Source organism: Streptomyces sp. JLYT201, assembly GCF_059448825.1.
In genome coordinates this window covers 3,700,846-3,715,209 of sequence record NZ_CM182551.1, presented here as the reverse complement: position 1 = coordinate 3,715,209, position 14,364 = coordinate 3,700,846, and the positions used below count along the sequence as shown (strand labels likewise).

15 protein-coding genes are annotated in these 14,364 nt (G+C 73.3%); 10 read left to right on the top strand and 5 right to left on the bottom strand.

From position 1 onward, the window contains the following. Window positions 1-269 precede the first annotated feature (269 nt). Window positions 270-1,175 (bottom strand): heavy metal transporter, encoded by a 906-nt coding sequence (locus AC5WAM_RS14910; protein WP_495522857.1) that lies wholly within the window; start codon window positions 1,173-1,175, stop codon window positions 270-272. Between the two features lie 126 nt (window positions 1,176-1,301). On the opposite strand from AC5WAM_RS14910, the gene dapE reads away from it, so the two are divergent. After that, the gene (gene dapE / locus AC5WAM_RS14905; RefSeq protein ID WP_138961624.1) at window positions 1,302-2,393 is read left to right on the top strand and encodes a succinyl-diaminopimelate desuccinylase; all 1,092 of its coding nucleotides are present in this window, start codon (window positions 1,302-1,304) and stop codon (window positions 2,391-2,393) included. A 128-nt stretch (window positions 2,394-2,521) separates the two neighbouring features. Then, window positions 2,522-3,274: an LOG family protein gene (locus tag AC5WAM_RS14900; RefSeq protein WP_138961625.1), complete on the top strand. Its 753-nt coding sequence runs from the start codon at window positions 2,522-2,524 to the stop codon at window positions 3,272-3,274. Between the two features lie 61 nt (window positions 3,275-3,335). Here the strand turns inward: AC5WAM_RS14900 and folP are convergent, their stop codons facing one another. Beyond that, the gene (folP, locus tag AC5WAM_RS14895; RefSeq protein ID WP_366796128.1) at window positions 3,336-4,196 is read right to left on the bottom strand and encodes a dihydropteroate synthase; all 861 of its coding nucleotides are present in this window, start codon (window positions 4,194-4,196) and stop codon (window positions 3,336-3,338) included. Window positions 4,197-4,356: 160 nt separating this feature from the next. On the opposite strand from folP, the gene AC5WAM_RS14890 reads away from it, so the two are divergent. Together AC5WAM_RS14890 and AC5WAM_RS14885 are read left to right on the top strand one after the other, a co-directional pair. After that, window positions 4,357-4,809, top strand: a complete 453-nt coding sequence (locus AC5WAM_RS14890) for a DivIVA domain-containing protein (RefSeq protein ID WP_366796129.1) — start codon at window positions 4,357-4,359, stop codon at window positions 4,807-4,809. Beyond that, window positions 4,806-5,399: a DNA-3-methyladenine glycosylase I gene (locus tag AC5WAM_RS14885; protein WP_495522856.1), complete on the top strand. Its 594-nt coding sequence runs from the start codon at window positions 4,806-4,808 to the stop codon at window positions 5,397-5,399. The genes AC5WAM_RS14890 and AC5WAM_RS14885 overlap by 4 nt, the downstream gene beginning before the upstream one ends. On the opposite strand, the gene chcB is transcribed toward AC5WAM_RS14885, so the two are convergent. Continuing rightward, complete coding sequence (chcB, locus tag AC5WAM_RS14880; RefSeq protein WP_495522855.1) at window positions 5,396-6,196, bottom strand: 2-cyclohexenylcarbonyl CoA isomerase; 801 nt, start codon at window positions 6,194-6,196, stop codon at window positions 5,396-5,398. The genes AC5WAM_RS14885 and chcB overlap by 4 nt on opposite strands. 342 nt (window positions 6,197-6,538) lie before the next feature. On the opposite strand from chcB, the gene AC5WAM_RS14875 reads away from it, so the two are divergent. Further along, window positions 6,539-6,706: a DUF3117 domain-containing protein gene (locus AC5WAM_RS14875; protein ID WP_003966491.1), complete on the top strand. Its 168-nt coding sequence runs from the start codon at window positions 6,539-6,541 to the stop codon at window positions 6,704-6,706. 155 nt (window positions 6,707-6,861) lie between these two features. On the opposite strand, the gene AC5WAM_RS14870 is transcribed toward AC5WAM_RS14875, so the two are convergent. After that, window positions 6,862-7,560, bottom strand: coding sequence for an O-methyltransferase (locus tag AC5WAM_RS14870; RefSeq protein WP_366796143.1), 699 nt, complete (start codon window positions 7,558-7,560; stop codon window positions 6,862-6,864). 160 nt (window positions 7,561-7,720) lie between these two features. Here AC5WAM_RS14870 and sigE point away from each other — a divergent pair, with 160 nt between their 5' ends. From sigE to AC5WAM_RS14845, 5 genes are all read left to right on the top strand, one after another. Further along, window positions 7,721-8,485, top strand: a complete 765-nt coding sequence (gene sigE / locus AC5WAM_RS14865) for an RNA polymerase sigma factor SigE (protein WP_199818946.1) — start codon at window positions 7,721-7,723, stop codon at window positions 8,483-8,485. Further along, entirely contained in the window at window positions 8,482-9,471 is a 990-nt protein-coding gene (locus AC5WAM_RS14860; protein WP_495522854.1) for an anti-sigma factor family protein, read from the top strand. Before sigE ends, AC5WAM_RS14860 begins: the two co-directional genes overlap by 4 nt. Window positions 9,472-9,557: 86 nt before the next feature. Then, a complete protein-coding gene (locus AC5WAM_RS14855) occupies window positions 9,558-11,636 on the top strand; it encodes a S1C family serine protease (protein WP_495522853.1) in 2,079 nt (692 codons plus the stop codon). Window positions 11,637-11,755: 119 nt separating this feature from the next. After that, window positions 11,756-12,208 carry a sec-independent translocase gene (locus AC5WAM_RS14850; protein WP_495522852.1) on the top strand — a complete coding sequence of 151 codons (453 nt, stop codon included), beginning with the start codon at window positions 11,756-11,758 and terminating at the stop codon, window positions 12,206-12,208. Window positions 12,209-12,415: 207 nt separating this feature from the next. Continuing rightward, the gene (locus AC5WAM_RS14845) at window positions 12,416-13,090 is read left to right on the top strand and encodes a hypothetical protein (RefSeq protein ID WP_366796134.1); all 675 of its coding nucleotides are present in this window, start codon (window positions 12,416-12,418) and stop codon (window positions 13,088-13,090) included. Window positions 13,091-13,202: 112 nt separating this feature from the next. Here AC5WAM_RS14845 and AC5WAM_RS14840 read toward each other — a convergent pair whose 3' ends face one another. Continuing rightward, entirely contained in the window at window positions 13,203-14,336 is a 1,134-nt protein-coding gene (locus tag AC5WAM_RS14840) for an Mrp/NBP35 family ATP-binding protein (RefSeq protein ID WP_366796135.1), read from the bottom strand. Window positions 14,337-14,364: the final 28 nt, after the last annotated feature.

Below are 14,364 nucleotides of genomic sequence, written 5' to 3'. Positions count from 1 at the left end.
GTCCGACCGGAGGATCTCCGGCGCCGGACGCAGTGACTACCGCTCGAAGCTCGCGAAGGTTGCGGTGAGCCAACGTAAAGAGTTGGCAATGCGTCGCATTATCGGCTGCGGATAAATTCGGGCAAACACCATTCATGGAAATGCTGTCAAGACCGCTCAACACCCCTTGTTCCCAAGGAATTTGAGGAGACTGCCGCACCTGTCCGAAAGGGCCCGCCGGGCGTCTTCGTGCAGCAATAGCCGTCCCTCATTCGAGGGACCCTTCCGCACTACTGCCCAGCGACGATTCGGACTTCGCGCGTCCGCGCACCGGTCGTGCGCCACCTGTCCCCGGAATCACCGGAATCCCCGGCGTTCCACTCCCGGCCCCCGTACGCGACCCGCTCGATGTGCAGTGCCGTCGCGTTGGCCACGGCCCAGTGCGCCAGCTCCCAGCCGCGCTGCGGAATGCCACTTTCCGGTGAGGCGGCGGTCGCTTCGGTGACGGGGACGCTCACCACGCGCCCGCGCGCGGGCGCGCCTTCGGGCAGCACGCCCCGCCCGAAGTCCCGCGCGAGCGCCCGCCGCACCTCCCGCGGGCCGCCCGGGTCGACGCCCGGCAGGCCCTGGCAGCTGAGCGTCGCCGGGGTGCGCCCGGTGAGCGCGGCGGCGAGCAGCGCGGCGTCCGGCTCGTGCTTCGCGTACGCCTGCGGGAAGCCGCTGCGCTGCACGCGCTGCGCGGCGACCGTCAGGGGCAGGCGCGAATAGCCCGGCACGTCCTTCAGGTGGTCGTAGAACCGCACCGACGCGTACACCGGGTCCATGATCTGCCGCCGGGAGCCCCAGCCCTGCGAGGGCCGCTGCTGGAACAGGCCGAGCGAATCCCGGTCGCCGTGGCGGATGTTGCGCAGGCCCGACTCCTGGAGGGCCGTCGCGAGGGCGATCGTCACCGCGCGCTCGGGCATGCCGCGCCGGGTGCCGACGACCGCGATGGTCGCGGCGTTGACGGCCTGCTCCGCGTTCATCTCGTACGTCGCCCCGTCGCCGTTGCCCGACACGACCGTGCACCGGGGGTCGGAACGGCTTCCGGAAACGTACTGGACCACGACATACGCCACCACGGCGAGCAGCACGGCGAGGGCCGCCCCGGCGCGCGGGAGGCGGCCGCGCCGGACGAGGAGGGACGGCTCGGACACGCGCACCAAGGTACTGGAGCGGACTGACAGTGCCGACACGGGCACACAGAGAGACGGTTCGGGCGTGGCGCCGGGCGGCGGGACGGAGCGGGAGGCGATCCGCGGCGGAGAGTTAGGGTCGAGGCCATGGATCAGACCTCGGCGCAGCCGCCGCTCGACCTCACCATGGACGCCGCCGCGCTGACGGCCGCGCTCGTCGACTTCCCGTCCCCCAGCGGCCAGGAGAAGGCGCTCGCGGACGCCATCGAGACCGCGCTGCGCGCCCTGCCGCACCTGACGGTCGACCGGCACGGCAACAACGTCGTGGCCCGCACGGACCTGGGCCGTGCCGAGCGCGTCGTCCTGGCCGGTCACATCGACACGGTCCCGATCGCCGGGAACGTGCCCTCGCGCCTGGACGAGGACGGCGTGCTGTGGGGCTGCGGCACCTGCGACATGAAGTCCGGTGTCGCGGTCCAGCTGCGCATCGCCCAGACCGTGCCGGAGCCCAACCGCGACCTCACCTTCGTGTTCTACGACAACGAAGAGGTCGCCGCGCACCTCAACGGCCTGGGGCACGTCGCCGAGGCCCACCCCGACTGGCTCGCGGGCGACTTCGCGGTGCTCCTTGAGCCGACCGGCAACCAGGTCGAGGGCGGCTGCCAGGGCACGCTGCGGGTCCACCTGAAGACGACGGGGGAGCGGGCGCACTCCGCGCGCGCGTGGATGGGCTCCAACGCCATCCACGCGGCCGCCCCGATCCTCGCGAAGCTGGCCGCGTACGAGGCGCGCCGACCGGTCGTCGACGGCCTCCAGTACCACGAGGGCCTCAACGCGGTCGGCATCGAGGGCGGCGTCGCGACCAACGTCATCCCCGACGCCTGCACGGTGGTCGTCAACTTCCGTTACGCGCCCGACCGCACGCCCGAGGAGGCGGAGGCCTTCGTCCGCGACTACTTCGCCGACTGCGGGATCGACGAGTTCGTCGTCGACGACCACACGGGGGGCGCGCGCCCCGGTCTCACGCACCCCTCCGCGCAGGCCTTCCTCGCGGCCGTCGGCGGCGAGGCCCGGCCCAAGTACGGCTGGACCGACGTGGCCCGCTTCAGCGCCCTCGGCGTGCCGGCCGTCAACTACAGCCCCGGTGAGCCGCTCCTCGCGCACAAGGTGGACGAGCGGGTCAAGGCCTCCTTGATCCCCGAGGCGGAGGCCAAGCTGCGCGCCTGGCTCACTTCCTGACCCCGGCCGCCTTGTGGAATTACGCCGCGCGTAACGCCCGTAGACCTACGCTGAAGTGGCACAACGAGTGAGTGGGGCGCGGCAGGGGCCACCCGGCCCGCCGCGACCGTCAGTGGAAGGGGATGTTCATGGGCAGTCCGGAAGCTCAGGGTCCGCCGGAGGAACAGCACCTGGGGCCGGTGGTGCGGCGCCGTGAACAGATCACGCCCGGCACCACCGACCAGCGGCTCCTCGACACCGAGGGGGGCGACTCGGCGTGGGTGCACACCGACCCCTGGCGGGTGATGCGCATCCAGTCCGAGTTCGTCGAGGGCTTCGGCGCCCTGGCCGAACTCCCGAGCGCGATCAGCGTCTTCGGCTCGGCCCGCACCCGCCCCGACAGCCCCGAGTACGAGGCGGGGGTCCGCATCGGCAAGGCCCTCGTGGAGGCGGGCTTCGCCGTCATCACCGGCGGCGGCCCCGGGGCGATGGAAGCCGCCAACAAGGGGGCCCGCGAGGCGAAGGGCGTCTCCGTCGGGCTCGGCATCGAGCTGCCCTTCGAGCAGGGGCTCAACCCGCACGTCGACATTGGCGTCAACTTCCGCTACTTCTTCGTCCGCAAGACGATGTTCGTGAAGTACGCGCAGGGGTTCGTGGTCCTGCCCGGCGGGCTCGGCACCCTCGACGAGCTCTTCGAGGCGCTGACCCTCGTCCAGACCCGCAAGGTGACCCGCTTCCCCATCGTCCTCTTCGGCTCCGCCTACTGGGGCGGCCTCGTCGACTGGCTCCGCGACACGGTCGTGGCCCAGGGCAAGGCCTCGGAGCACGACCTGCTCCTGTTCCACGTGACGGACGACGTGGACGAGGCGGTCAGCCTGGTGACGAAGGAAGTCGGCCGCTAGGTCCCGCGGTCCGGGCGCCGGACGGGCCGCGCGGCCCGTCCGGCGCCCGGCGGCAGGGCGGCTACGCCAGGCCCCGCCGGGCGACGGCCGGAGGCCGGTGCCCGGCGATCGTGGCGACCATGTCGACGACCTGCCGCGTCTCGGCCACCTCGTGGACCCGGTACACCTGTGCCCCGAGCCACGCGGACACCGCGGTCGTGGCCAGCGTCCCCACCACCCGCTCCTTGAGCGGCCGGTCGAGGGTCTCCCCGACGAAGTCCTTGTTGGACAGGGACACCAGCACGGGCCACCCGGTGTCCACCAGCTCCCCGAGGCGCCGCGTCGCCTCCAGGGAGTGCCGCGTGTTCTTCCCGAAGTCGTGCCCGGGGTCGATGAGCACGGACTCCCGGGGGACCCCCAACTCCACGGCCCGCTCGGCGAGTCCGAGGGTCACGCGCAGGATGTCGGCCACGACGTCCTCGTACTCCACCCGGTGCGGCCGGGTCCGCGGCTCCGCGCCGCCCGCGTGGGTGCACACGAGCCCCACCCCGTACCGCGCGGCGACCTCCGCGAGCTTGGGGTCGACCCCGCCCCACGCGTCGTTGAGCAGATCGGCGCCGACGTCGCACACGGCCTCGCCGACCTCGTGCCGCCAGGTGTCGACGCTGATGACGACGTCGGGGAAGCGCCGGCGCACCTCGGCGACGAACCCGACGGTCCTGCGGGCCTCCTCCGCGGCGGTCACCTCCTCGCCGGGACCGGCCTTGACGCCGCCGATGTCGATGATGGCGGCCCCCTCGGCCACGGCCTGCTCCACGCGCGCGAGCGCGGGTTCGTCGCGGAACGTGGCGCCCTGGTCGTAGAAGGAGTCCGGGGTCCGGTTCACGATCGCCATGATGACCGGCTCATGCGCCTCGAACACGCGCCTGCCCAGCTTGAGCATCCGCTGTGCGCCTCCCTTTCGTTACGCGGCCGACCGCGTGGCCGTCGCCGCCTGTGACCTTAACTGTCAGAGGCGCATGGCACGATCGGAGCCAGACATCAGCCAGACAGTTCCGTGCCGACCGGCCGCGGTCGGCATCCGAGCGTGGGGACCCGCACAGATGGTCATGTTCCTGTTCCTGGTCGTCGCCCTCGTGGTGGTGGTCGCCGCGGTGACGCTGGCCGTCCTCGGCGGCTCCGAGGGCGGCGCGCTGCCGGACGTGCCGCCGGAGCGCTTCGCGGACCCGCTGCCGCCGGACCGCCCGCTGCGCCGGGCCGACGTGGAGGCGGTCCGCTTCCCCATGACCGTCCGCGGCTACCGCATGGTGGACGTCGACGAGGCGCTGGACCGCCTGGGCGCGGAGCTGGCCGAGCGGGACGCCCGCATCGCCGAGCTGGAGACGGCGCTCGCGGGCGCCCAGGCCACCGCGGTCGGCGGCCCCGGCCTCTTCACGACGTACGCCGGACCCCCCGCCCCGGACCCGGACCCGCAGGAGCACGGCCCGAGCGACCGCGTCCCGGACGGCGAGGACCCGGCGGCACCCGCGGCCGAGCGACCGGAGGACGACCGATGAGCGACGCGATCCCCGGCCCGGACGGCGCCCTGCGCTGCCCCTGGGGCCTGTCCACCGAGGACTACGTGGCGTACCACGACGAGGAATGGGGCCGCCCCGTCCACGGAGACGACGCGCTGTTCGAGCGCCTCTGCCTGGAGGCCTTCCAGTCGGGCCTGTCGTGGATCACGATCCTGCGCCGCAGGGAGGGCTTCCGCGCGGCCTTCTCCGACTTCAAGATCGCCGCGGTCGCGGAGTTCACGGACGCCGACCGCGAGCGCCTCCTGGCCGACGAGGGCATCATCCGCAACCGCGCGAAGGTGGACGCGACCCTCGCCAACGCGCGCGTGCTCGCCGACTGGCCCGAAGGCGAGCTCGACCGTCTGATCTGGTCGTTCGCGCCGGACGCCGCCGACCGCCCGGCGCCGCGGACGCTCGCCGACGTGCCCGCGGTCACCGACGCGTCCACGGCCCTGGCCAAGGACCTGAAGAAGCGCGGCCTGCGCTTCGTCGGCCCCACCACGGCCTACGCCCTGATGCAGGCCTGCGGCCTGGTGAACGACCACCTCGCGGACTGCGTGGCCCGCGAGGCGAGCGGCACCGGCGGCTAGCGGCCCAGATAGCGGGGCGGGGCCTTGTCGAGGAAGGCCTGCACGGCGATGGCGTGGTCGTCGGAGGCACCCGCCTTCGTCTGGAGCTCGTCCTCCTTGTCCAGCGTCTCGTCCAGGGAGTGCCCGGCGGCGTACGCGAGGGACTCCTTGATCGCCCCGTACGCGAGGGTCGGGCCCTCGGCCAGCGCGCGGGCCACCGCGCGCGCCTCGTCGGCGAGGGCGTCCGCCGGGACGACCTTGTTCGCGATGCCCAGGTCGAGCGCCTCCTGCGCCTTGACGCTGCGCGGGAAGAGCAGCAGATCGGCGGCGCGGCTCTGGCCGACGAGCCGGGACAGCGTCCAGGACACGCCCGAGTCGGCGGTCAGCGCGACCCCGGCGAAGGAGGTGGTGAACGACGCGGTGTCGGCGACCACGCGGTAGTCGGCGGCGAGGGCGAAGCCGAGGCCCGCGCCGGCCGCCACGCCGTTGACGCCCGCCACGACCGGCTTGGCCATGCCGGTCAGCGCTCGCACGATCGGGTTGTAGTGGTCGTGCACCGTGCTCATGGTCTGTCCGGAGCCCGTCGCGCGCGACTCCTGGAGCACCCCGATGTGCTCCTTGAGGTCCTGGCCCACGCAGAAGGCGCGGCCGGTCGCGGTGAGCAGCACCGCGCGCACCTTCGGGTCGGCCGCGGCCTCGCGCGCCGCGTCCCGGAGGGCCACCTTGGCCTCGGTGTTCATCGCGTTCATCGCGTCGGGGCGGTTCAGCGTGATCGTCGCGAGCCCGTCACTCACTTCGTAGAGCACGGTGTCGGCCATGGTGGGGTCCCCTCCGCTGGTCCTGTGTGGGTGGTCCTGTGGGTGTGTGTCCCTGGGCCTCGGTGCGCCCAGCATGACCTAGATCATCGGCCACCGGTACGCCGTCGGAGATGTGACCTGCGTCAAAGAACAAGAGGCGGAAGAAGCGCCTGGGGCGGCGAAGTATTGCAGTCACATCGCCGAATTGAGTGGTTTTGCGGGCGTGCGTTGCGCAAGCGATGCCGACCGATGTTGGTCATCGGGTCCCGCCATGCGGGATAATGACCTGGAAGCAATGTGTTCGATGCCGGTGACACCTGGGTTGTCGGCTGCGACAAGCTGGTTTCAGGAAGGGGAACGAGCATGGCGGCCATGAAGCCGCGGACGGGCGACGGCCCGCTCGAGGTGACCAAGGAGGGGCGGGGCATCGTCATGCGCGTTCCGCTCGAAGGCGGCGGTCGACTTGTCGTCGAACTGACCCCGGATGAGGCCGACGCACTCGGCGACGCCCTGAAGAAGGTCGTCGGCTGACGCGCAATCGCCCACACTTTTCCACTGCCCCGGCATCGTACGACGAGCCGGGGCAGTGCTGTGTGCGGAAGATCGCCCGGCGGCCCGACACATACGGGAGATTGACGCGCCCCGCCCCGCGGACCCGGTGACGGCCTCGCCATCAGAGCGGCGGACTAGCGCTTGACCGCGCACAGCAAGCCGTCGCCCACCGGCAGGATCGACGGTACGAGGTCCTGGCTCTCGCGCACCGCGCGGAGCAGCTCCCGCAGGCGCAGCACTTCTATGGGCTGGGGTCCGGAGTCGACGGTGCGGCCGTCGAAGAACACGCCCTCGAAACAGACGAGGCCCCCGGGGCGCAGCAGGCGCAACGATTCAGCGAGGTAGTCGAGGCACTCGAGCTGATCGCCGTCGCAGAAGACCAGGTCGTAGCCGCCGTCGGCGAGGCGCGGCAGGACGTCGAGGGCGCGGCCCGGGATGAAGCGGGCGCGGTTCCCGGCGAACCCGGCGGCCCGGAACGCCATCCGGGCGAATTGCTGGCGCTCGGGCTCGGGGTCCACGGTGGTCAGCACCCCGTCGGGGCGCATGCCGTGCAGCAGATGGATGCCGGAGACCCCGGTGCCCGTGCCGATCTCGGCGACGGCCTTGGCGTCCACGGTGGCGGCGAGCAGCCGCAGCGCGGCGCCGGTGCCGGGCGACACGGAGCGCAGCCCCGCGTCCCGCGCGCGGTCGCGGGCCCAGAGCAGCGCCTCGTCCTCGGCGACAAAGGCGTCGGCGAACGCCCAGCTCGTCTGCCGGTTGCCGCTAATGGCCCTCTCCTGTCCCCGTGGTTGCCTGGCGGTGACTGTATCCGTTGGGCCCGGGAACCCGCAGATGGGACCGGGCGTTAGTCAGGTGTGAGACCGACCGGGGCAGTCCGGGGGCAGCCGACGGGGGAATCGGATGGATCAAGGCACGATCGAAAGGGCCGTTCCGAACGCCCAATCGGCAAATCTAGGTAAAAACGCTTATCCGGAGCTAACGGGCGAGGTGGTTATGGTAGGGGCTCCACTGGACACCACCAGAGCCGACAGGGGAGGTGCGGCCGAGTCCGCGGATCGGGGAGGAGCGCTCCGGCGTTTTCTCAGGTTGGCGGGTAGGCCGAAATCCGTGACCGACACCGCTGACCGCGCTAACTCCGCTCAGACCGCGACCTTTGCCGCTGACGCGGATGCCCAGGCGTGGACTCCCCCCACCTGGGAGGAGATCGTCAGCACCCACAGCGGCCGCGTCTACCGCCTCGCCTACCGCCTGACGGGCAACCAGCACGACGCCGAGGACCTCACGCAGGAAGTCTTCGTCCGCGTCTTCCGCTCCCTGTCGACGTACACGCCCGGCACCTTCGAGGGCTGGCTGCACCGCATCACCACGAACCTCTTCCTGGACATGGTGCGCCGCAAGCAGCGCATCCGGTTCGACGCCCTGGGGGACGACGCCGCCGAGCGCCTCCCGAGCCGCGAGCCGTCCCCCCAGCAGGTGTTCAACGACACGCACTTCGACGCGGACGTCCAGCAGGCGCTCGACACCCTCGCGCCCGAATTCCGCGCCGCCGTCGTCCTGTGCGACATCGAGGGCCTTTCGTACGAGGAGATCGCCGCCACCCTGGGCGTCAAGCTCGGTACGGTCCGCAGCCGTATCCACCGTGGCCGCTCCCAGCTCCGCAAGGCGCTCCAGCACCGGTCGCCCGAGGCCCGCGCCGAGCGCCGTTCGCTCGCGGTCACCGGTGCCGTGGCGCTGGGAGGAGGGGGCGCGACCGCGTGAGTGGATCACGGTCCAATCCTGCCGAGCGGCATTTCGCCGAGCAGCACCTGGGGGACCGGCTCGCCGCGCTGGTCGACGGTGAGCTCGGTCATGACGCGCGCGAGCGAGTGCTCGCCCATCTGGCCACCTGTCCCACGTGCAAGACGGAAGCCGACGCCCAGCGCCGGCTCAAGAGCGTGTTCGCGCAGACGGCGGCCCCGCCGCCCAGCGAGAGCTTCCTCGCCCGTCTGCAGAACCTCCCGGGCATGAGCCTCGACGACATCGAGGGCCAGGGCGGCCCGCGCACCCCCGTCGACGACGGCTTCGCCACGGGCTCGTCCGGCACGACGGGCCTGCCCCGCGGCGGTGTGTTCTCCGTCGGCGGCCCGCGCCCCGACCCCCTCGTCGAGTACGCGCCCTCGGGCGCCCACGCGGCGGTGCTCCCCAGCGAGCAGCGCGGCTTTCGCATACACGCCGTCGGCAGGACCGAGGCGGAGCGGTCCGGCTGGCGCGGCCGACGGTTCGCCTTCGCGGCCGCCGGAGCCGTGTCCCTCGCCGCGATAGCGCTCGGCGGGGTCACGGTGAGCGCTCCGCTCGGCTCCGCCGACCAGCGCGCGAGCGGCGCGGGGGCGAACAGCAACGCCTCGCCGCCGCGCTCGCAGCCGACGCCCGCCTCCGGCGTCCCCGAGTCGACGCGCCGCCGGGGCAGCAGCCCCTTCTCCGTCCAGGGCCAGCGGCCCCAGGCGCCCGCGTCGACCACGGCCGCGGTGCCGCTCCTGTCCGGTGCGCCCGGGCCGTCCACGCGGACGCCCCAGCACCTCACGGCCCCGCTGCTCGCCGGTGCCGGGGTGATGTCGCCCTTGGTGCGCGCCGCCGCCCCGGACGATCCGGAGAGCCCGGGCATCCCCGTCGGCGGCCTCACGCTGAACGCGGCGGCGGACCCGGCGCCCCGGGCGACCCCGCCCCCCGGCCTCGCCCAGCGACGGGGCACGGCCGAGATCCACTGACGTCGGGCGCGCGGACCTGGTTGAATTCCCCGGTGTGCCCGACGGGCACGGAATCGGCGTCCGCCGTGGGCAGTTGTGGGGAGAGCATGGACGAGGTCGTGGGTACTGGGCCGAGCGGGGACGCGGGCGCCGGGCCGCGCGGGGAGGCGGACACACCCCCCGCCCCCGGCACCCCCGAGGCCCGCCCCCCGGCCCCCGGCACCCCGCCCGGAGCCTCCGGAGCCCCTGGCGTCCCCCCGGCCGCCGCGCCCCCGCAGCCCCGCTCGACGGACGCCCACCCCACGCCCACGGCCCCCGCCCGGGCGACCACACCCGCAGCACCGGGCTTCCCGGCGGCCGACGGCGATCCTGGCCTGCCCGAGGGCTCGCCCGGCACCGAGGCGGCCCCGGCGGCTGACAGCCACCCCGGCGCGCCCGGAGGGTCCGGCTTCCCGTCGGCTCCGGTGGCCGACAGCGGCCCCGGCCAGTCCGAGGGCTCGCCCGGCGCCCAGGCGGCCCCGGCGGCTGACAGCCACCCCGGCGCGCCCGAGGCCGCGCCCGCAGCGTCCGGCTTCCCGTCGGCTCCGGTGGCCGACAGCGGCCGCGGCGCGCCCGACGCCACACCCGCAGCACCCGGCTCCCCGGCCGCCCCGGCGCCCGGCAGCGACCCCGGCCGGACCGCCGCACCTGCGCCGCCCGCCCCGGCGACACCGGCGGCGGCACCGGCGACACCGGCGGCGGCCCCGGCGGCCGCACCCGCCCCGGTCCAGCCCCCGGCCGACCGCCCCCAGCCGCTGCACGAGCCCGACCCGTACAGCACCCCGCCGTACGGCGGGCCCGGCCCTTGGGCCCCGGCCCCGCCCGTGCAGCACCCGGGCACGACCCCGGCCCACGGCACCCCCGCGCCCGGCGCCCCCGCCCCCGCGGCCATCGCGCCCGGCGCGGCCCCGGCCGCCCCCGCGGCCTTCGCGGCCCCCGACGCTCCCACCCCCTGGCAGCGCTACGACCCCTGGAGCGTCGCCCCCCTGCAGCAGACCGGTGCGGCCGTCGAGACGCGGGAGCAGCGGCGCAGGCGCGGGCGGCGGGCGCTGGTGGCCGGGGCGGCGTTCATCGCGCTCGTCGCGGGCGGCATCGGCGGCGCCGTGGGGGCGTATCTGGAGCGTGAGGGCGGCATCGGCGGCGGTGGCGTGGAGCTGCCGCAGGCGGGCGCGGAGTCCCCCACCCGGCCCAAGGGCAGCGTGGCGGGGATCGCCGCGAGCGCCCTGCCCGGTGTCGTCACGCTGCACGTGCGCGGCGACGACGGGGCCGGCACCGGCACCGGATTCGTCCTCGACGGCAAGGGCCACATCCTCACCAACAACCACGTCGTCGAACCGGCGGGAACGGGCGGCGAGATATCCGTGACCTTCAGCGGCGGCGAGACCGCGCGCGCCAAGGTCATCGGCAGGGACAGCGGATACGACCTGGCCGTCGTGAAGGTCACCCGCGTCCGCGGCCTGCGGCCGCTACCCCTCGGCAACTCCGAGAACGTGCAGGTCGGCGACCCGGTGGTCGCCATCGGCGCGCCCTTCGACCTCGCCAACACCGTCACCTCCGGGATCATCAGCGCCAAGGAGCGGCCCATCACGGCGGGCGGCGAGAAGGGCGACGGAAGCGACGTCTCGTACGTCAACGCCCTCCAGACCGACGCGCCCATCAACCCCGGCAACTCCGGCGGGCCGCTCGTCGACTCCAAGGCCCGCGTCATCGGCATCAACAGCGCCATCCGCTCCGCCGACGGCGGCTCGGAGTCCGAGGGCGGGCAGGCCGGTTCCATCGGGCTCGGCTTCGCCATCCCGATCAACCAGGGCAAGCGGGTCGCCGAGGAGCTGATCAACACCGGCCGGGCCACGCACCCGGTGATCGGCGTCACCATCGACAAGCGGTTCACGGGCGACGGCGCCCGCATCGCGAGCAAGAGCCAGAACGGCGGCCCCGCCGTCACCCGGGGCGGCCCCGGCGCCAAGGCCGGGCTCCGGCCGGGCGACGTGATCACCGAGGTCGACGGCCGGGCCGTGCACTCCGGCGACGAGCTGATCGTCAAGGTCCGCGCGCACCGGCCCGGGGACCGCCTGGAGCTGACCGTCGAGCGGGGCGGTGACGAGCGCACCGTGACGCTGGTCCTCGGCAGCGCCAGTGGCGACTGAGCCAGGAGCGCGCTCCTGGCGCGCACTTGCCGCTGTTGACGTCGTTGACGCCCGGCGGCTACCGGACGTACAGCAGCGCCGGGTACCGTAGAGCGGGTCCGGACGGCAAGGAGCTCAGGGTGTTCAACGACATCGGCGTATTCGAGATAGTGACGCTGGTCATCCTCGCTGTACTCATCTTCGGCCCGGACAAGCTGCCCAAGTTCATTCAGGACGCCTCCCGGACCATCCGTAAGATCCGCCAGTTCTCGGACAGCGCGAAGCAGGACATACGGGACGAGCTCGGGCCGGAGTTCAAGGACTTCGAGTTCGACGACCTGAATCCGAAGAAGTTCATCCGCAAGCAGATGGAGCGGGACGACCTCGGGCTCAAGGAAATCCGCAACGGCTTCGACCTGCGCAAGGAAATGGCCGAAGTGGCCGACTCCGTGCACGGGCGCGAGAGCGAGTCCGACGCGTCCACGACCTCGTCCACGACTTCGGCGAACGGCAGCGGCCGGATCGACATGGAGAAGCGCCCCGCCAAGCCCGCGGCCGACGACCACCCGCCCTTCGACGCCGACGCGACCTGAGCGCACCCGCGTGCGCCATCCGGCGCCACGCGTGCGCCGTCCGGTGCGCCGCGGTGCCCGCGCTCATGGCCTTCCGGCCACCCGTCCGCCGACTCCTTCGGCGGCTTCCGGAACCGGTGTGGCTATCCTGCCTTGTTGTCCGGCGTGAGGACGCCCGAGGGGGGCGGGCCGCTCCGGACCGACGACAGCGAGGAGGCGGCCGGGTACATGGAGACGACAAGTCGGGTAGGCGCTCAGGCGTCAGCCGCGGACGGTGCCGCGTCGCAAGCGGTGCCCTCCGCCCGGCGTACGGTCGACGGCTACCTGCTGGCGCCCTTCCCCTGGTACGGCCTGGACGAGGCCTTCACGGGACCGCGCTGGCTGATGCAGGTCGGCACCGCGGCGGACGGCGCCGTGGAGCACGGTTCGATCGGCCACGGCGACGAGCCCTCGGTCCGCGCCGAGGGCAGCCTCGGCAACGGGGACAGGGAGCGGTTCGCGGTCGTGGTGACCGTCGCCGCCAACCCGGTGCGGCGCAGCGCCGACGGCACGGGCGTCCTGGAGGCCACCTCGGTGTCCTCCGCGGCCTGGCTCGCCGGGGTCGGGCTGCTGTCCTACACCTGGCCCGGGCAGATGGACCACAGCCTGCGGGACGACTGGCTCGACCAGCAGACGGAGACCGCGTGGGTCCTCGCGGACGACCTCGACGGCTCCGACTGGTCGTCCCTCTCCCTGCCGGTGGACGGGGTCCCGACCTCGTTCCACTACCGGGAGTCCGAGTACGGCTGGGTGCTCGCCGGGTCCACCCAGGAGGGGGTGCATCTGGGGGCGTACGGGCGCGGGATGAGCGCGTACGGCCTCGGGTTCTCGGTGGTCAAGGACATCGCCGCCTACGCCAAGTAGCCCTCCGGGCAGGTACGCAGGAAGGGGCGCCGCCCGCGATGGGCGGCGCCCCTTCCCGCGCGATTGCGTCGGTAGGCCTACGGCCTGCTCCCGTCCGCTCCCGGGCTTCGGGTCAGAACTTGTTGCGCGGCGTGATGCCCAGGGACATGCCGGACAGGCCGCGCTGGCGGCCGCCGAGCTTGCCCGCGATCGTGCGCAGTGCGCTGCCCGCCGGGGACTCGGGGTCGGAGAGGACCACCGGCCTGCCCTCGTCGCCGCCCTCGCGCAGCCGCACGTCGATGGGGATGGAGCCGAGCACCGGCACCGTCGCGCCGGTCGTCTTCGTGAGGCCCTCGGCGACCCGCTGGCCGCCGCCCGTGCCGAAGACGTCGACCATCTCGCCGCAGTGCGGGCAGGGCAGCCCGGACATGTTCTCGACCACGCCGACGATCTTCTGGTGGGTCTGGACGGCGATGGAGCCCGCGCGCTCGGCGACCTCGGCCGCTGCCTGCTGGGGCGTGGTGACGACCAGGATCTCGGCGTTCGGCACCAGCTGGGCGACGGAGATCGCGATGTCGCCGGTGCCCGGCGGCAGGTCCATCAGGAGCACGTCCAGATCGCCCCAGAAGACGTCCGCGAGGAACTGCTGGAGCGCGCGGTGCAGCATCGGACCGCGCCACACCACCGGCGCGTTGCCCGGTGTGAACATGCCGATGGAGATGACCTTCACGCCGTTCGCGGACGGCGGCATGATCATGTTCTCGACCTGGGTGGGGCGGCCGTCCGCGCCGAGCATGCGCGGCACCGAGTGGCCGTAGATGTCGGCGTCGACCACGCCGACCTTGAGGCCGTCGGCGGCCATCGCCGCCGCGAGGTTCACCGTCACGGACGACTTGCCGACGCCGCCCTTGCCGGAGGCGACCGCGTACACCCGGGTCAGGGAGCCGGGCTTGGCGAAGGGCACCTCGCGCTCGGCCTGACCGCCGCGCAGCGCCGTCGCGAGCTCCTTGCGCTGCTCGTCGCTCATCACGTCGAGCGTCACGTCGACCCGCGTGACGCCCTCGACGCGGGCGACGGCGTCCGTCACGTTCTTCGTGATCGTGTCCCGCATCGGGCAGCCGGAGACCGTCAGATACACGGCGACCGCGACCGCGCCATCCGCGCCGATCTCCACGGACTTGACCATCCCCAGTTCGGTGATGGGCCGCTGGATCTCGGGGTCGTTCACCGTCGACAGCGCTTCGCGCACCGCGTCTTCCGTAACCATGTACTCGATGGTACGGCTCCCGGTAGGG